This is a genomic window from Alicycliphilus sp. T452, assembly GCF_054512775.1.
The window spans coordinates 222,107-238,212 of the sequence record NZ_JBTNEH010000004.1 but is presented as its reverse complement, the minus strand read 5'-3'; the positions used below and the strand labels follow the sequence as shown (position 1 = coordinate 238,212).

Below are 16,106 nucleotides of genomic sequence, written 5' to 3'. Positions count from 1 at the left end.
CCGTGTCAGACACGGTCAATGATCTTTTCGCCAAACAGACCTTGTGGACGCACCAGCAGAAAGAGCAGTGCCAGTACATATGCAAACCAGATCTCGATGCCGCCTCCGACGAAGGGGCCCAGATAGATTTCCGAGAGCTTCTCGCCTACTCCGATGATCAGTCCGCCGATGATGGCGCCCGGGACCGAGGTGAGTCCCCCCAGAATAATTACCGGCAATGCGCGCAGCGCAACGGTGGAGAGCGAGAACTGCACACCGAGCTTGGAGCCCCAGATCATTCCAGCGACCAGCGCAACGATGCCGGCCACGCTCCAGACGATGACCCAGATCCGGTTGAGCGGAATACCGATGGACTGCGCAGCCTGATGGTCGTCGGCCACCGCACGCAACGCACGCCCGGTGCCTGTTTTCTGAAAAAAGATTGACAGCGTGGCCACCAGCACTGAGGCGATCAGCGCTGCGTAGAGATCTTCCTTGCTGATCAGCAGGCCGCCTTCGAACATCTTCTCCATCACGAACACCGGTTCCTTGGGCATGCCGATGTCGATCTGATAGATGTTGCTGCCAAAGACCGTCTGACCGAAGCCGTCGAGGAAGTACGAAATACCCAGCGTTGCCATTAGCAACGTAGCCCCTTCCTGATTCACGAGGTAGCGCAGTGCCAGCCGCTCGATCAGCCAGGCGATCACCAGCATGCACGCACCGGCAAGAACGAAGGCCAGCAGGTTCGCGATGAGCACGCTCTGGATGCCGGTCCATCGAGGGATCCATTCCGCAAACCGCGCCATTGCCAGCGCGGCAAACAGCACCATGGCGCCCTGTGCAAAATTGAACACACCGGATGCTTTGAAGATCAGCACAAACCCTAGCGCCACCAGCGCGTAGAGCATTCCAGCCATCAGGCCGCCGAACAAGGTTTCAAGAAAGAACGCCATCGACTCCTCCTCCTTCGATCAGTGCGTTGTGCCCAGGTAGGCCCGGATCACTTCTTCGTTGTGAAGTACTTCGTCCGGAGTGCCGTCGGCGATCTTCTTGCCGTAGTCGAGAACGACAACACGGTCGGAGATGTCCATCACAACGCCCATGTCGTGTTCGATCAACACGATCGTGGTGCCGAACTCATCGTTCACGTCCAGAATGAAGCGGCACATGTCCTGCTTTTCTTCCAGATTCATACCGGCCATGGGCTCGTCGAGCAGCAGTACCTGCGGTTCCATGGCCAGGGCTCTCCCCAAGTCCACGCGCTTTTGCAGGCCGTAGGGCAACTGCCCGACGGGTGTCTTGCGATAGGCCTGAATTTCCAGAAAGTCGATGACCTTTTCCACGTGTGCGCGGTGCTCCTCCTCTTCGTGCTGGGCGCGCCCAATGCCAAACGGGTTGCGAAACGCCTGCGACAGCAAGCTGCTTCGAATGCGCAGATTCCTCCCGGTCATGATGTTGTCGATGACGCTCATGCCCTTGAATAGCGCCAGATTCTGAAACGTCCGCGCAACGCCCATCTCCGCCACCTCGCGGCTGCTCAGGTTCCGGAAGGTCTTGCCCCGGAAGCTGATCGTTCCCTCCTGCGGTGTATAGACCCCATTGATGCAATTGAGCATTGAGCTCTTGCCTGCACCGTTTGGGCCGATGATGGAGCGCACCTCGTGCTCCCGTACGTTGAGGCTGATGTCCGTGAGCGCCTTGACGCCGCCGAAACGCAGACTGATGCGCTGCACATCAAGGATGGCGTCACCGATTCGCTTCTTGCTCATACGCTGGCAACTCCTGCAGCAACCTTCGAGAGAGGAAACGTCCTGACATCCAGCAACTTCAGCGTGGCACTGATGCTGCCGGTTCTGCCGTCCTCATACTTCACCTGCGTCTGCACGAACTGCTCCTGCTGCGAGCTGTAAAGCGCACCCACCAGAATCGAATACTTCTCACCGATGAATCCGCGCCGGACTTTGTTGGTGCGCGTCAGTTCGCCGTCATCGGCATCCAGCTCCTTGTGCAGCACCAGAAAGCGACTGATCTGACTGCCTGCCAGTAGTTCGTCCTGCGAGAGTTCCCGATTGACCTTCTCTACGCATTCACGAATCAGTTCGCACACTTCCGGCTTGCCCGCCAAGTCGGTATAGCCTGCGTACGGAAGGTTGCGACGCTCGGCCCAGTTTCCGACGGCATCGAAGTCGATATTGATCATCACGCAGACCCGGTCACGCCCATCGCCAAAGGCCACCGCTTCCTTGATGAACGAAAAGAACTTGAGCTTGTTCTCCACGTACTTGGGCGCAAACATCGCATTGGGAAATACGCCGCCCTGCAGCCGTCCCACGTCCTTGACGCGGTCGATGATCTTCAAATGACCACTTGCGTCGATGAAGCCCGCGTCGTTTGTGTGGTACCAGCCATCTTTGGAAATCACCTCTGCCGTCGCCTTCGGGTTCTTGTAGTACTCCTTGAGTAGACCCGGAGTCTTGACGAGCACTTCCCCGCTGTTGCTGACCTTGATCTGCACTCCATCGCAGGGCACTCCCACCGTGTCGGAGCGCGCTTCGCTGTCCGGGTGCATGCAGACGAACACTGCCGTTTCTGTCGATCCATAGAGCTGTTTGAGGTTGACACCGATGGACCGATAGAAACTGAAGAGATCAGGGCCGATCGCTTCGCCTGCCGTGTATGCAACGCGTACCCGAGAGAAGCCGAGGTTGTTGCGCAGAGGGCCATAGATGAGCACATTGCCGACCTGGTACAGGATGCTGTCCAGCACGCCCACTGGCTTCCGGTCCAGCAGTGCTGGTCCGACGCGTTTGGCTACGGCCATGCACGAATGGAACATCCAGCGCATGACCGGACCCGCGTCTTCCATGCGAATCATGACGTTGGTGAGCAATCCTTCAAAAACCCGCGGCGGCGCAAAGTAATAAGTGGGGCCAACTTCCTTGAGGTCGATGGAGACCGTATTTGGGCTCTCCGGACAGTTCACCACGTAGCCCACAACCAGCCATTGCGCGTATGAAAAGATGTTCTGCCCGATCCATGCGGGCGGCAGGTAGGCCAGTACCTCTTCTGAGCTTTTGAGCTGGTCAAAGCTGGCTCCGGCCTGAGCACGATCGATGAGCGAAGCGTGTGTATGCACGACGCCCTTGGGGTTGCCAGTGGTTCCGCTGGTGAAGAACATGGCAGCCACGTCTGATGCCGTGCCCTGCTCTACCTGCTCGATATAGAAATTGGGATACCTGCGAGCAAACTCCAGCCCCTTGTCCACCAGAGCGTCGAGTGCCGATAAATCAGGTTCCTCGTAGTTGCGCAGGCCACGAGGATCGTCGTACCAGATATGGGCGAGTTGCGGACACTGTTCACGCACCTCCAGCAATTTGTCCACCTGTTCCTGATCCTCGACGACGCAGAATCGCACCTCCGCGTTGTTGATTGGAAAGACGCATTCGCTTGCTACCGCATCCTGATACAGCGGCACTGGAATCGCACCCAAGGACTGCGCTGCCAGCATTGCGGCATACAGGCGCGGCCGGTTGCTGCCTAGCAGCACCAGATGTTCACCGCGCTGCAACCCTGCCAGATGCAAGCCACAGGCCAGCCCCCGCACCAACTGCTCCAGTTCGGACCAGGTTGTGGTCTGCCAGATGCCGTATTCCTTCTCGCGCAGGGCTGGTGCCGTTGCGCGTGTCGCGGCTTGTTGAAGCATCAACCGGGGAAAAGTGAATTGCACATCAACTCCAGGCTGGAAAAGGTTCAACGGGTGAAACTCAAAAGGCGGAGTGCTTGCGTGCCAGAGCGATGAAACGCTCCTGCAGCACCGTGTCCCGGGATCGTTCTGCAACACCGAAGCAGTATTTCCAGTGCGTGGTGTTCAGCAAAGCCCCCAGGTGCACCGCCTGCTGTAAGCGCAGCATCGCAAGGCGGTCATGACCGAATCGCATGCTGCGCTCCAGTAATTCCAGAATGCTGCTGCGGCTGCTCTCATCGTTGGCGGAGGGCATTGCGTGGCCGCCGGCGTCACGCAGTTGCCGTTTGAGGTGTCGTACCCTCTGGCGTCCTCTCATTCGCGCCCCTTGCGAATTGCGAGTCATGTGGTCTCCCTATTCGTCATTCGCACCTACCGGTGGCCTGTCCAGCACATAGACCGTTCCGTGCATCAATGCGATATGTGTGTTGTCGCTGGCCTTGAAAATGCGCACCTGATAGCTGCCGATCTTTCTGGAGCGGCTGACTTCGTAGGCATGCGCGATCAGCCAGTCGCCTTCGTCCACGGCGGTAGAAATGCTCAGCTGCCCGTCCACAAGCGTCGCGAGCTGTCCGTGTGAATTGCATGCCAGCCCCAGAGCCATGTCTCCAAACGAAAACAGAATCCCGCCATGGCACTTGCCGTTGAAATTGATGTGCTTACGCTGAACCTTCATACGCAGCGTGGTACTGCCCTTCGACGCCGATACCAGTTCAAAACCGAGCAGGTTCGCCACGTTGTCCGACGCGATGAATCTGGAAAGCGCCTGGTGCGCCTCTCTCGCGCCGCCGACCTCATGCCGCTTGCCGCGAACGGTGCGCTGGCAGAGCGTCTCGGCTAGTCCATCGACGCCTTCGCCCGTGGTTCCGATCACTTTCAGAACGATCGGCAGCGCGCTCTTGTCTTTGCGCAACGCCAGCATGGCGCGAAGGTCGGACTCGGTTTTGCGCGAATCGGGAAGGTCTGCCTTCGTGACGACGAACACGTCCGCGATTTCAAGAATGCCGGCCTTGATGGCTTGCACATCGTCGCCCAGTCCCGGTGGACATACGACGATTCTGGTGTCCGCGTAGCGCGTAATCTCCACCTCGGACTGCCCGGCACCCACGGTCTCCACGAGGACGACGTCAAACCCTGCCGCATCGAACAGGTCGATCACATCGGAGGCCGCCGTGGCCAGCCCTCCGAGGTGCCCTCTGGACGCAAGTGAACGGATGAACACGCCCTCATCGGATTGCCGTTCACCCATGCGGACGCGATCACCCAGCACTGCGCCTCCGGTGAAGGGGCTCGACGGGTCTACCGCCACGACAGCTACGGTGAGACCACGCTCGCGCAGGCAGCGAATCATTGCGGATACCAAAGTGGACTTGCCCGCGCCAGGTGGGCCGGTCACCCCGATGACGTGCGCGGCGCCTTGTCGGGCGGCGATGCCCTGGCGTATGGCGTACGCCGACTCACCGCCGTTTTCCAGTGCACTGATCGCCCTGCCGATGGCCCGGCGATCACCCCTCAGAACGTTGTCGATGACACTTGTATTCATTGCTTCAGACAACGGTGAGTGGATGCCCGAAACCCAGCTCTCTGCGCAGAGTGCCGCAGATCTCGCCATGCGTTGCACCGGCCTGCGCCGCGTTCACCACGTGCTCGAAGACGTTTGTTTCACGCGTTTCGGTCGACCGTGCAAGTTCCGTGAGGGCTTTGTTCACGTCGGTGTTGGAGCGCGACTTTTTGAACTGGGCCAACTGTTTTAGATAGCCCTGCATCCGCTCGGGCTCGGGATACTCCAGAGTGGGATAAGCGGCTGGGTCTTCTTCCGTCTGGTAGGCGTTCACTCCCACCACTGTCTGCTTGCCGGAGTCGACCTGCTTCTGGAAGGCCAGCGCGGAGTCCCCGATCATCTGCTGGACGATGCCCTTTTCCACCGCGTTGTACATGCCACCTGCCTCATCGATCATGGCGATGATCTTGTTGATCTTTTGCTCCATGTCGTCGGTCAGCGATTCGATGTAGTACGAACCGCCCAGCGGATCAATGACATCCGTCAGGTGTGCCTCTTCGCGAAGAATGTTCTGGGTCGCCACCGCAATGCGCGCGGCTTCCGCAGTGGGAGTGGAGAGCACTTCGTCGTAGCCGTCAGTGTGCAGTGACTGCAGACCGCCCAGAATTCCGGCCATGGCTTGTGTCGTAACCCGGGTAATGTTGTTCAGGGGTTGCTGGCGCGTCAGATCGACACCGGATGTCTGGCCGTGGAATTTGAAGCGCCATGAACGCGGATCCTTCGCTCCGAAACGCTCGCGACACAGTCGTGCCCACACGCGCCTTCCTGCTCTGAATTTGGCCACTTCCTCGAACAAGCTCACAGAGATGTCGAAGAAGAACGTGAAACGCGGCAGGAACTGGTCCGGATCCATACCGGCGGCAATGCAGTCTTCCGCATACTGGATTCCGGAAGCGAGCGTGAATGCCATGGCTTCCGCTGGTGTGGCTCCCGCCTGTTGCATATGCTGGCCAACGATGGAGAGCGGATTCCAGTTGGGCACATTGGCGTTGCAGAACTTGATGTGATCAATGACTATGCGACGCGCGCCCTGCAGTGCTAGCCGGAAGAACATGTGATTGGCTACGAAGTGCGAAATGCAATCACTTTGGTTCGATGTGCCAGTAATGCTCGTCCAAGGAATGCTGCGTCGCTTGGCGACTGCCAACTCAAACGCCAGCAAAGTGAACGGCGACGGATCATTCATCGCCGTGGACAGTTTGCCGATGGGAACGCCATCCAGTGCCGTGTCCATATCATTCACATGATTGATCACCGTCCCGCACGTGCCGAGCAATTCGTGAGGAACCTCGTCGGCGTCATAGCCCCGAAACACCGAATTGCAGGGAATGAGCGACAGCGCAGAGGCTCCCAGATCGAGAATTTCCTTGACGCGCTTGTTGTAGTCCTCGGGTACACCAAGGCCGATTAACTGGCGCTGTGACCAGCTCCGTCCGCGGTACATCGTCGCGTAGATGCCGCGTGTGTATGGGTACTGCCCTGGATAGGCCAGAGACTCTTCCTGCCGCTCCCCATTCCAGTCCTGTAGCGTGTACAGTGGTTTGATAGCGATGCCGGAACGATTGAAGGTAGTGGCGTCCCCCTTGACGCCCTGCGCAAATTCGCGCTCCCATTTCCCAAAGCCTTCGGAACCGGCCTGCTTGATGTTCAGAATTTCTGCACTCATGTCGCTTCTCCTTGCAATTGGCGGCGCTTGGCGGTGAGCGTGATGACATCCGTAACGACGTCATCGAGCGATGCTCCCGGATGAAAGACACGCGCGACACCTGCTTCGAGCAATTTCGCTTCGTCCCTCGCCGGCACGATGCCCCCGACGATGACTTGCACATCCGACAGTCCTGCGTCTTTCAAGGCCTGCATGAGTTGGGGAATGATCAGGTGATCAGTGGCCAGTGAGGAAATGCCTATCACGTCGGCGTCCTCCTCCGTGGCCAGCTTGACTACGGTCGAGATCTGTTGCCACGGCGGCGTGTAGATCACTTCCATGCCTGCATCGCGAAGGGTTGCGGAAATGACGCGGCTGCCTCGGTCGTGACCGTCGAATCCAATCTTCGTGACAATCACCCTAGGCGGACGAACTACCATCTTGTGTCTCCTTTATGAGCCCCACGAATTTCCTGGCCAAGGCACGTGGGGAATCGCGCCCTTGGGGGTTGAACCACAGTGCCGTCCAGTTGAGAGCACCGATCAGCATCAGCCGCAGTGCGCGGCGGTCAGCGCGCGGGATGAGTGGCAGCTGGTCCACCGCAACGCGAAAAATCGTTTCGTAACGTTCACGCACCTCGCGCAGGCTGTCTGCGACCTCGGGGATGTCGTCAGGCAAAACGCGAATGAGCACGTTCGCGTAGTTGCTGTCGCTGAGCACGGTTTCCAAATGCGCGCGACATAGCGCCTCCAACCTGTCCCACGGATCGCGCTCCTTCGCAAAGGCAGCGGACGTGGCTACTTCCAGCTCTTTGACGCCCTCGTTGTAGACCGCGACGAGCAACGCTTCCTTGGACGGGAAGTGGTAGTACAGAGAGCCCGGAAGCATGTTCGTATCGAGCGCGATCTCTCGCATCGATGTCGCCGCGTAACCCCGATTTCCAAATGCCCGCGCAGCAGCATCCAGCAATTCCGGCAGCCTGTTGTCCGACCGTGGCGCTCTGTTGGTGGTACGTCGTGTATTCATAAAAAAAGCAAACGTTCGTTTGGTATAGTTTTATGGCCTGCTCCATAGAAGTCAACAGGACGATGGTCAGGGATTTCACTATGAGCCCCGCAAAGTGCACGATTTGCGATCTGCCGCTGTCGGGCCCGGGAGGTGAGGGCAAGGAAAGAGTCAGCCTGCACGTGGCTAGACGGCCCCTAATCAGGTAGGCAACCCCGATCCATCTTTTTGGGGCTATCTCAAGAATCCTGAGGGCATGTCTACGCTCTCTTGGCTCGCAGAGCTAAGAATGCCGAGTGGACGATCACAGACAGGTGTCGATCAGTCTGTTTGCGGTTTCTCCATAACGCCCGTTCCCGTCCAGCCCGGCAGAACGGTGTTCCACCACCCAGTGCTTGTGGATGACCTGGAAGGCGTGCAATCGCTTCTCTTGGCGATCTGCCGTGACCTGTTCACCCGGGTGCTGCGCACGCTCTGCGCGAAGGGGGCCCTGCATTTCCTTGGGCTGGTAGCGGCCCGCCGGCAGGCGGCCGACGTAGGTCGCCGTCGAGGTTTGTCTGAACCTGATCGCCCGCATCGGATAGACCGTACCGGAGGCCTCCGAGACCACGTTGAAGCACTTAATTGAGACGTCGCCGAGCTCGACCACACGCACGGCCACCAAACCCTCATCGGGCTAGAACTCGGTATCGGCCGAGACGGTCGTCGATGGCGTAGCGCACGACGCCAGCAACGGAGCAGCCAGTGCATGAAGCCATCGGGATCGGTGCATGAAACTCTCGCGGACCCATTCCTCAAGTTCGCCCGGGGCATCTCCTACGAAAAATGTGTGGCGCAAAGCCTGTAATGAATCAAGCCAGCCCCAGCAGGGCCAGCGCCGCACAGGATGCCGTTTCGGCCCGCAGCACGCGCGCGCCCAGGCTCGCGGGCTCGAAGCCCTGGGCGAGCGCGGCGTCTTCCTCCAGCGCCGTGAGGCCGCCCTCGGGGCCGTGCAGCACCCAGACGGCGCCCGCGCCGCCCGCGGCCTCGCGCAGCGCCCGCGCGCCTTCGCGCAGGGAGAGCACCAGGCGCGCGCCTTCGGGGGCGCTCTGGCGCAGCCAGTCGGCCAGTGCCAGCGGCGCATGCACGCCGGGAACGCGGTTGCGCCCGCACTGCTCGCAGGCGGAGATGGCGATGGCCTGCCAGTGCTGCTGGCGCTTGGCGGCGCGCTCGCCCGCAAGCTTGAGCACGCTGCGCGCCGCGGCAATCGGCTGGATGCTGGCGGCCCCCAGCTCGGTGGCCTTTTCCACGAGCCAGTCCATGCGCTCGTTGGCGGGCATGCCCACGGCGAGGTGCACGGCGCGCGCGGCCTCGCGCTCGATGGGCGCATGCGCGCCGACCTCCACCTCCACGTCGCTGCGGCCCATGCGCGCCACGGTGGCGGTCCATTCGCCGCCCTCGCCGTTGAACAGCGTGAGCGCGTCGCCCGGCTGCAGGCGCAGCACCTGCACGTGGCGCGCGGCCGTGGGCGGCAGCGCGATGCGCGCGCCGGCGGCCAGGGGCAGGGGGCAGTGAAAACGTGGCATGTGCATCAAAAAAAGTAGCTGCTAGCGTTTGACCAGCAAGCGCTGGAGGCCGTTTTTGCTTGTAAAACTAGACGCGCCCGAAGGCGTAGCCCATGGCGGCCTGCGTGCCTTCGATCTCGTCCACCAGGCGCAGCAGCGGCGCCAGTTCGCGGTAGCGCCCGGCGGTCTGGCGGATGTAGGCGATGAAGCGCGGCGCGTCCGCCAGGTACTTGGGCTTGCCGTCGCGCAGCGTCAGGCGCGCGAAGATGCCGGCCACCTTCAGGTGGCGCTGCAGCGCCATCCAGTCCACGGCGCGGTAGAACTCGCCGAAGTCCGCGCCCCAGCCGCTCTCGCTCGCGGCGCCGAGGATGCCCGCGCGCCGCGCCTTCTCCCAGTAACGCACGGTAATGTCGATGACGAAATCCTCTTCCCAGCTGATGAAGGCGTCGCGCAGCAGGCTGGCGATGTCGTAGGTCACGGGGCCGTGGACGGCGTCCTGGAAGTCCAGCACCCCCAGGCGTCCGCCTTCGCCGACCATGAGGTTGCGCATCATGAAGTCGCGGTGCACGTAGACGCTGGGCGCGGCCAGGTTCTGCGCCACGATGGCGTCGAAGGTCCTGGCCAGGCTGGCTTGCTGCACTTCGTCCAGCGCGATGGCGCGGTGGCGCGCGATGTACCAGTCGGGAAACAGCTGCAGCTCGCGGCGCAGCAGGGCGTCGTCGTAGGCCGGCAGCATGCCGGGGCGGCTGGCGCGCTGCCAGTCGATGAGCAGGTCCACGGCCTGCAGGTACCAGGCGTGGGCGGCCTGGGGGGCGGCCGGGTCCAGGCGCTCTATGGCCGTCTGCGCGCCCAGGTCGCTCAGCAGCATGAAGCCATGGGCCTCGTCCCAGGCGTGGATCTGCGGCACGGGCAGGCCGGCCGCCTGCATCAGGCCCTGCACGTGGACGAAGGGGCGGCAGTCCTCCTTGTCGGGCGGCGCATCCATGACGATGCGGCTGGCGCCGTCCCGCGCGTCCAGGCGCAGGTAGCGTCGGAAGCTCGCATCCGCCGACGCCGGGCGCAGGCTGGCCGGCAGCAGGCCCTGCGCGGCCGCCAGCGGGGCGAGCCAGGTCTCGAAGGCGGCCAGGCGGGCGGGGTCGTTCCAATGCACGGCGCGGGCGTCGCCGGGTACGGCGGCCGGGGAGAGGGGGGAGGGGTGGCTCATGGATAATCCAATTCTACAAACCCGGCCCCACCCGGCCGGGTGGCCCGCGGCGCAACGCCGACCCGCGCAATCCATGGATCGTTTCCTCTTGTCCCACGCCCTGCCCGCCACCATGTCCGCCCCGCCAGCGCGCCGCGCACCACTGGCGCGCCTGGCGGCCCTGATGCTGTGCGGCGTGCCGCTGGCCGTGCTGGCCCAGGCGGGCGGGGATGCCGCGGAGCCGGGGCAGGCGCCGCCCGCGCTGCGCTCCAGCCCGCGGCTGCAGGAGACCCTGCCCGCCGACGTCCGCTCGCAGCTGCCCGTGTTCGTGCGCGGCGACCGCATCACGGGCCAGCCCGACATCCGGGCCACGATCGAGGGCAACGCCGAGCTGCGCCGCGGCGACACCGTGGTCCGCGCCGACGAGATGGAATACGACGTGGCCGACGACCGCGCCAAGGCGCGCGGCCATGTGCACATCAACCGCGCCGGCAACCTCTACGACGGCACGCTGCTCGACCTGCGCGTGGACGCCTTCAGCGGCTTCTTCAGCGACGCGCGCTACCGTTTCCTGGAGACAGCGGCCCATGGCGAGGCCACGCGCGTGGACTTCATCGACCGCGACCGTTCGGTGGTGCACGACGCTACCTACACCACCTGCGAGCGCACCGACGAGGCCAGCTGGCAGCCCGACTGGATCATCCGCGCCAAGACCATCCGCCTGGACCGCGCGGAGGACGTGGGCACGGCCGAGGACGGCATGCTGGAGTTCAAGGGCATGCCCGTGCTGCCCATAAGGAGCATCAGCTTCCCGCTGTCGGAGCGGCGCAAGTCGGGCCTGCTGCCGCCCACCATCGGCCTGGACAGCGTGAGCGGCGTGGAATACATCCAGCCCTACTACTGGAACATCGCGCCCAACCGCGACGCCACCATCACCCCCCTGGTCATGAGCCGGCGCGGCGTGGGGCTGGCGGGCGAATTCCGCTACCTCGAACCGCGCTACAGCGGAGAGCTCAACGCCAGCTACCTGCCCAGCGACCAGCTGCGCGAGCGCGACCGCTGGGCCTATGGCGTGCGCCACCGCGCCACGCTCGGCACGCCCGCGGGCGACGTGGGGCTGGACCTGAACGTGCGGCGCGTGAGCGACGACGACTACTGGCGCGACTTCTCGCCGCGCACCAGCGGCCTGGCCGGCATGGGCATGGGCGGCAACCAGCTCACCCAGCGCCTGCTGCCGGGCGAGGCGTCGCTGAACTGGGCGCGCGGCGAGCACCAGCTGAGCCTGCGCACCCTCAAGTGGCAGACGCTGCAGGACGTGACCGCGCCCATCACCCCGCCCTACGACCGCATGCCCCAGCTGCACTGGCGCTATGCACCCGCGCAGCTCGGCGGCGGCCTGGACGCGACGGTGGAGGCGGACTACACGAGCTTCGAGGCGGACCGCCGGTACTACGCGCAGCCCAACGGCCGGCGCAGCTACGCCGTGGCGCAGATCAGCCGGCCCTTTCTCATGCCCGCGGGCTTCGTCACGCCGCGCCTGCAACTGCACGCCACGCAGTACGAATTCGACGGGCCGCTGGCCAACGGCCAGAGCACGGCCAGCCGCACGCTGCCCACCTTCAGCCTGGACAGCGGCCTGGTGTTCGAGCGCGACGCGCGCTTCTTCGGCGGCGACTACCTGCAGACGCTGGAGCCGCGCGCCTTCTACACCTATACCCCATACCGCGACCAGAGCATGCTGCCGGTGTACGACACGGCGGCCAACGACTTCAACTTCGCCTCCATCTACACCGAGAACGCCTTCGGCGGCAACGACCGGATCGCCGACAACAACCTGCTCACGCTGGGCGTGACCACGCGCCTGATCCACCCCGAGACGGGCGCCGAGGCCGCGCGCCTGGGCGTGGCCCAGCGCCTGCGCTTCGCCGACCAGAAGGTCACCCTGCCGGGCGGCACGCCGGCCAGCGAGCGGCTGTCGGATGTGCTGCTGGGCGCGGGCATCAACTGGACGCCGCAGTGGGGCCTGGACTCCACGGTGCAGTACAACCCCAAGAACGGGCGCTCGCTGCGCACCACGGTGGGGGTGCACTACTCGCCCGGCAGCTACCGCACGGTGAGCGCGGCCTACCGCATGCAGAAGGTGACCGACCTGATCACCGTGCCCAGCGAGCAGGTCGACGTGGGCTGGCAATGGCCCCTCAGCGACCTGTGGGGCGGCGGCCGTGACGGCAAGGAGCGCGCGGGCCGCTGGTACAGCGTGGGCCGGCTCAACTACAGCCTGCAGGACCGCAAGCTCGTGGACACCGTGGTCGGCCTGGAATACGAGAGCTGCTGCTGGATCGGCCGCGTGGTGCTCGAACGCCTGCAGAGCAGCCAGGTCACGGCCAGCACCCGGCTCATGTTCCAGATCGAGTTCGTCGGCTTCTCGCGCCTGTCGCTCGGGGCCAACCCGCTGGCCATCCTGAGGCAGTATGTGCCGCGCTACAAGCTCCTGCGCGAGGACGTGGCCACTCCCAGCCGTTTCTCCCAATACGATTGACATGCTGCGTCCGCCCGGCAGCCTTGCTACCCCATGAATTTCCTCCACGCCATGAACCACCGTGCTTCGACCCTGGCCCTGGCCTGCCTGACCGCCGCGGCAGCGCTGGCGCCCGCCGCGCAGGCCCAGGGGCTGCGGCCCTCGGGCGCCGCCGGGCTGCCCCGCCTGCCCTCCTCCACGGCGACCCTGCTGCCGCCGGCCGGCACGCCCAGCGCCGCGCTGCGCCAGGCCGACTACATCGTGGCGGTGGTCAACTCCGAGCCCATCACCAACAACGAGGTGCGCCAGCGCGCCGAGCGCGTGGCGCAGCAGCTGAGCAGCCAGGGCGCGGCCATGCCGCCGCACGAACTGCTGGTCAAGGAAGTGCTCGAACGCCTGATCCTGGAAAAAATCCAGGTCCAGCTCGCCAAGGAAGGCAGCATCAAGGTGGACGACTACGCCGTCAACCAGGCCGAGCAGAACGTGGCCCGGCAGAACGACGTGAGCGTGGAAGAGATGCACCGGCGCCTGGCCGTGGACGGCATCAGCAAAGAGCGTTTCCGCGAGGATCTGCGCAACCAGCTGCTGGCCCTGCGCGTGCGCGAGCGCGACGTGGAGTCGCGCGTGCGCGTGAGCGACCTGGAGGTGGACCAGTACCTGCAGGACCAGCAGAAGACCGTCGGCCCCGGCAAGATGGAAATCAACCTGGGCCATATCCTCGTCAAGGTTCCCGAGAACGCCGACCCCGAAGAGGTGGCCAGGCGCGCGGCCCGCGCGCAGGAGGTGCTGGACAAGCTGCGCGCGGGGGGGGATTTCGGCGTGCTGGTGCAGGAGTATTCCGATGTGCCCGAGGGCTCCGGCGGCGGCCTGCTGGGCCTGCGCCCGCTCGACCGCTACCCCGAGCTGTTCGTGGGCGCCGTGCAGCAGGCGGCGGTGGGCAGCATCGTCGGCCCGCTGCGCTCGCCCGCGGGCTTCCACATCCTGAAGGTGGTGGACCGGAGCCAGGGCGGCGTGCCCACGATGGCCGTGCAAAGCCATGCGCGCCACATCCTGCTGCGCGTGGGCTCCGGGCTGTCGGAGCGCCAGGCGGCCGAGCGCCTGGAAGACCTGCGCCAGCGCGTGCTGCGCGGCCAGGCCGACTTCGCCACGCTGGCGCGCGAGTATTCGCAGGACGGCAGTGCCAAGGACGGCGGCGACCTGGGCTGGGCCGCGCCCGGACGCTACGTGCCCGAATTCCAGGAGGCGCTCAACGCGCTGCGGCCCGGCGAGATCAGCCAGCCCATGGTGTCGCGCTTCGGCGTGCACCTGATCCAGCTGCTCGAGCGCCGCGAGGCGAAGCTGACGCAGCGCGAACAGCGCGACATGGTGCGCGACGCCGTACGCGAGAAAAAGCTCGACGAGGCCTTCGCCACCTGGATCCAGGAGGCGCGCGCCCGCGCCTACGTGGAATACCGCGAAGCGCCGCAATGAAGCACATCGCCCGCAAGCGCTTCGGCCAGCATTTCCTGAGCGACCCCGGCATCATCGACGCCATCGTGCGCGCCATCGCGCCGCGCCCCGGCCAGCCCATGGTCGAGATCGGCCCCGGCCTGGCCGCGCTGACCCAGCCGCTGGTCGAGCGCCTGGGCCGGCTCACCGTGATCGAGCTCGACCGCGACCTGGCCGCGCGCCTGCGCCAGCACGGCCAGCTCGACGTCATCGAATCCGATGTGCTGAAAGTCGACTTCACGCAGGTGGCGCAAGCGCTGGCAGCTCCTAAAATCAGAGTGGTGGGCAACCTGCCCTACAACATCTCCACGCCCATCCTGTTCCACCTGATGGCGCACGTGCAGGTCATAGAGGACCAGCACTTCATGCTGCAGAAGGAAGTCATAGACCGCATGGTCGCGGCCCCCGCCACGGCCGCCTATGGCCGCCTGTCGGTGATGCTGCAATGGCGCTACGCCATGGAGGACGTGCTGTTCGTGCCCCCCGAAAGCTTCGACCCGCCGCCGCGCGTGGACAGCGCCGTGGTGCGCATGCTGCCCCACGCCCGGCCCGCGGCCGTGGACGAGGCGCTATTGTCGGAACTGGTGCAGGTGGCCTTCAGCCAGCGCCGCAAGCTGCTGCGCCACACCCTGGGCCGGTGGCTGGAGGGACGCGGCTACGCGGGAGGCTTCGACACCCAGCGCCGCGCCGAGGAGGTGCCCGTGGCACATTACGTGGCCCTGGCGCAGGAGCTGGCGCCGGCGTGATGCCTTATGCCGCGGCGAGCCAGTAGCCGGCGTTGAACGGGCTGCTCATGCGCAGCGCCAGGGGCGACACGTCCACGAGCTTGTCCGTGGGCATCTTCTCGCCCGAGGCGTCGATCTCTATCTCTATGGCCTGGGAAGCGGCACCGGGGTGCGCCTCGATGGCCCGTTCCGCCTGGCCGGCGGTTGCGGAACGGGCTACAGAAAAGAATAGAAGCAGCGGAACGCGATCTTGCGGTCGCCCCAGTAGTCGGCGGCGTCGCGGAAAATGTCCAGCAGCTGCTCGCGCGCTTCCTTGTCGAACTTGGCCGTGGTGGGGATCTGTTCGAGCACCACGATGAAGCCCGGCTGCGGCCCCGACTTGTGCAGCGGGTCGGTCATGCAGTCGTACAGCGCGTCGAAGTTCTTGCCGAAATGCGCCGGGAACGTGAACTGCGTGGCGATGAGCTCCAGGATGTCCTGCTTGGACTGGGCATGCGCCAGATTGGCGTACAGGAAATGGTGGCCCAGGACGCGCGCCGTCTCCTGCAGGTCGTGCACGCGGAACGCGCGGATCGACTGCACGATGTTGGGGCGCACGCCGCGCAACAGCGTTTCCTGGTCTTTACGAAGTGGCGTTTCCATCTCCGCTGCTCTTTCTCTTAGAGGTCCACGAATCGACATGTCCGCAAGGCCGTAGGAGTGGGCCTGCGAAT

At 64.2% G+C, this 16,106-nt stretch carries 15 protein-coding genes; 3 read left to right on the top strand and 12 right to left on the bottom strand.

Features of this window, described 5'->3' with window-relative positions; translation table 11 throughout:
- Positions 1 to 5: 5 nt before the first annotated feature.
- From ACX12L_RS05530 to ACX12L_RS05480, 11 genes are all read right to left on the bottom strand, one after another.
- Positions 6 to 935: a branched-chain amino acid ABC transporter permease gene (locus ACX12L_RS05530; RefSeq protein ID WP_459261680.1), complete on the bottom strand. Its 930-nt coding sequence runs from the start codon at positions 933 to 935 to the stop codon at positions 6 to 8.
- Between the two features lie 18 nt (positions 936 to 953).
- Positions 954 to 1,751, bottom strand: coding sequence for an ABC transporter ATP-binding protein (locus ACX12L_RS05525; protein WP_459261679.1), 798 nt, complete (start codon positions 1,749 to 1,751; stop codon positions 954 to 956).
- Positions 1,748 to 3,709, bottom strand: coding sequence for an AMP-binding protein (locus ACX12L_RS05520; protein WP_459261678.1), 1,962 nt, complete (start codon positions 3,707 to 3,709; stop codon positions 1,748 to 1,750). Before ACX12L_RS05520 ends, ACX12L_RS05525 begins: the two co-directional genes overlap by 4 nt.
- 37 nt (positions 3,710 to 3,746) lie before the next feature.
- Positions 3,747 to 3,980 carry a hypothetical protein gene (locus tag ACX12L_RS05515; RefSeq protein WP_459261677.1) on the bottom strand — a complete coding sequence of 78 codons (234 nt, stop codon included), beginning with the start codon at positions 3,978 to 3,980 and terminating at the stop codon, positions 3,747 to 3,749.
- A 99-nt stretch (positions 3,981 to 4,079) separates the two neighbouring features.
- Complete coding sequence (gene meaB / locus ACX12L_RS05510; RefSeq protein WP_459261676.1) at positions 4,080 to 5,267, bottom strand: methylmalonyl Co-A mutase-associated GTPase MeaB; 1,188 nt, start codon at positions 5,265 to 5,267, stop codon at positions 4,080 to 4,082.
- A 4-nt stretch (positions 5,268 to 5,271) separates the two neighbouring features.
- Positions 5,272 to 6,951: an acyl-CoA mutase large subunit family protein gene (locus tag ACX12L_RS05505; RefSeq protein ID WP_459261675.1), complete on the bottom strand. Its 1,680-nt coding sequence runs from the start codon at positions 6,949 to 6,951 to the stop codon at positions 5,272 to 5,274.
- Positions 6,948 to 7,370 carry a cobalamin B12-binding domain-containing protein gene (locus tag ACX12L_RS05500; RefSeq protein ID WP_459261674.1) on the bottom strand — a complete coding sequence of 141 codons (423 nt, stop codon included), beginning with the start codon at positions 7,368 to 7,370 and terminating at the stop codon, positions 6,948 to 6,950. The genes ACX12L_RS05505 and ACX12L_RS05500 overlap by 4 nt, the downstream gene beginning before the upstream one ends.
- Positions 7,351 to 7,956 (bottom strand): TetR/AcrR family transcriptional regulator, encoded by a 606-nt coding sequence (locus ACX12L_RS05495; RefSeq protein ID WP_459261673.1) that lies wholly within the window; start codon positions 7,954 to 7,956, stop codon positions 7,351 to 7,353. The genes ACX12L_RS05500 and ACX12L_RS05495 overlap by 20 nt, the downstream gene beginning before the upstream one ends.
- Before the next feature lie 283 nt (positions 7,957 to 8,239).
- Positions 8,240 to 8,596: a hypothetical protein gene (locus tag ACX12L_RS05490; RefSeq protein WP_459261672.1), complete on the bottom strand. Its 357-nt coding sequence runs from the start codon at positions 8,594 to 8,596 to the stop codon at positions 8,240 to 8,242.
- Between the two features lie 190 nt (positions 8,597 to 8,786).
- Positions 8,787 to 9,500, bottom strand: a complete 714-nt coding sequence (locus ACX12L_RS05485; RefSeq protein WP_459261671.1) for a 16S rRNA (uracil(1498)-N(3))-methyltransferase — start codon at positions 9,498 to 9,500, stop codon at positions 8,787 to 8,789.
- 67 nt (positions 9,501 to 9,567) lie between these two features.
- Complete coding sequence (locus ACX12L_RS05480; RefSeq protein ID WP_459261670.1) at positions 9,568 to 10,683, bottom strand: aminoglycoside phosphotransferase family protein; 1,116 nt, start codon at positions 10,681 to 10,683, stop codon at positions 9,568 to 9,570.
- Between the two features lie 73 nt (positions 10,684 to 10,756).
- Here ACX12L_RS05480 and ACX12L_RS05475 point away from each other — a divergent pair, with 73 nt between their 5' ends.
- The 3 genes from ACX12L_RS05475 to rsmA are packed head-to-tail and all read left to right on the top strand — an operon-like array spanning position 10,757 to position 15,414.
- On the top strand, positions 10,757 to 13,201 hold the full coding sequence (locus ACX12L_RS05475; protein ID WP_459261669.1) for an LPS-assembly protein LptD: 2,445 nt from the start codon (positions 10,757 to 10,759) through the stop codon (positions 13,199 to 13,201).
- A gap of 33 nt (positions 13,202 to 13,234) precedes the next feature.
- On the top strand, positions 13,235 to 14,650 hold the full coding sequence (locus ACX12L_RS05470; RefSeq protein ID WP_459261668.1) for a peptidylprolyl isomerase: 1,416 nt from the start codon (positions 13,235 to 13,237) through the stop codon (positions 14,648 to 14,650).
- Complete coding sequence (gene rsmA, locus ACX12L_RS05465; protein ID WP_459261667.1) at positions 14,647 to 15,414, top strand: 16S rRNA (adenine(1518)-N(6)/adenine(1519)-N(6))-dimethyltransferase RsmA; 768 nt, start codon at positions 14,647 to 14,649, stop codon at positions 15,412 to 15,414. The genes ACX12L_RS05470 and rsmA overlap by 4 nt, the downstream gene beginning before the upstream one ends.
- 195 nt (positions 15,415 to 15,609) lie before the next feature.
- Here the strand turns inward: rsmA and ACX12L_RS05460 are convergent, their stop codons facing one another.
- A complete protein-coding gene (locus tag ACX12L_RS05460) occupies positions 15,610 to 16,035 on the bottom strand; it encodes a barstar family protein (protein ID WP_459261666.1) in 426 nt (141 codons plus the stop codon).
- Positions 16,036 to 16,106 lie beyond the last annotated feature (71 nt).

What these genes read in the sequence shown, in the direction of transcription:
- ACX12L_RS05530 (WP_459261680.1), bottom strand. Translation starts at nt 935, where the DNA reads ATGGCGTTCTTTCTTGAAACCTTGTTCGGCGGCCTGATGGCTGGAATG.
- ACX12L_RS05525 (WP_459261679.1), bottom strand. Translation starts at nt 1,751, where the DNA reads ATGAGCAAGAAGCGAATCGGTGACGCCATCCTTGATGTGCAGCGCATC.
- ACX12L_RS05515 (WP_459261677.1), bottom strand. Translation starts at nt 3,980, where the DNA reads ATGCCCTCCGCCAACGATGAGAGCAGCCGCAGCAGCATTCTGGAATTA.
- meaB (WP_459261676.1), bottom strand. Translation starts at nt 5,267, where the DNA reads ATGAATACAAGTGTCATCGACAACGTTCTGAGGGGTGATCGCCGGGCC.
- ACX12L_RS05505 (WP_459261675.1), bottom strand. Translation starts at nt 6,951, where the DNA reads ATGAGTGCAGAAATTCTGAACATCAAGCAGGCCGGTTCCGAAGGCTTT.
- ACX12L_RS05500 (WP_459261674.1), bottom strand. Translation starts at nt 7,370, where the DNA reads ATGGTAGTTCGTCCGCCTAGGGTGATTGTCACGAAGATTGGATTCGAC.
- ACX12L_RS05495 (WP_459261673.1), bottom strand. Translation starts at nt 7,956, where the DNA reads ATGAATACACGACGTACCACCAACAGAGCGCCACGGTCGGACAACAGG.
- ACX12L_RS05485 (WP_459261671.1), bottom strand. Translation starts at nt 9,500, where the DNA reads ATGCCACGTTTTCACTGCCCCCTGCCCCTGGCCGCCGGCGCGCGCATC.
- ACX12L_RS05480 (WP_459261670.1), bottom strand. Translation starts at nt 10,683, where the DNA reads ATGAGCCACCCCTCCCCCCTCTCCCCGGCCGCCGTACCCGGCGACGCC.
- ACX12L_RS05475 (WP_459261669.1), top strand. Translation starts at nt 10,757, where the DNA reads ATGGATCGTTTCCTCTTGTCCCACGCCCTGCCCGCCACCATGTCCGCC.
- ACX12L_RS05470 (WP_459261668.1), top strand. Translation starts at nt 13,235, where the DNA reads ATGAATTTCCTCCACGCCATGAACCACCGTGCTTCGACCCTGGCCCTG.
- rsmA (WP_459261667.1), top strand. Translation starts at nt 14,647, where the DNA reads ATGAAGCACATCGCCCGCAAGCGCTTCGGCCAGCATTTCCTGAGCGAC.
- ACX12L_RS05460 (WP_459261666.1), bottom strand. Translation starts at nt 16,035, where the DNA reads ATGGAAACGCCACTTCGTAAAGACCAGGAAACGCTGTTGCGCGGCGTG.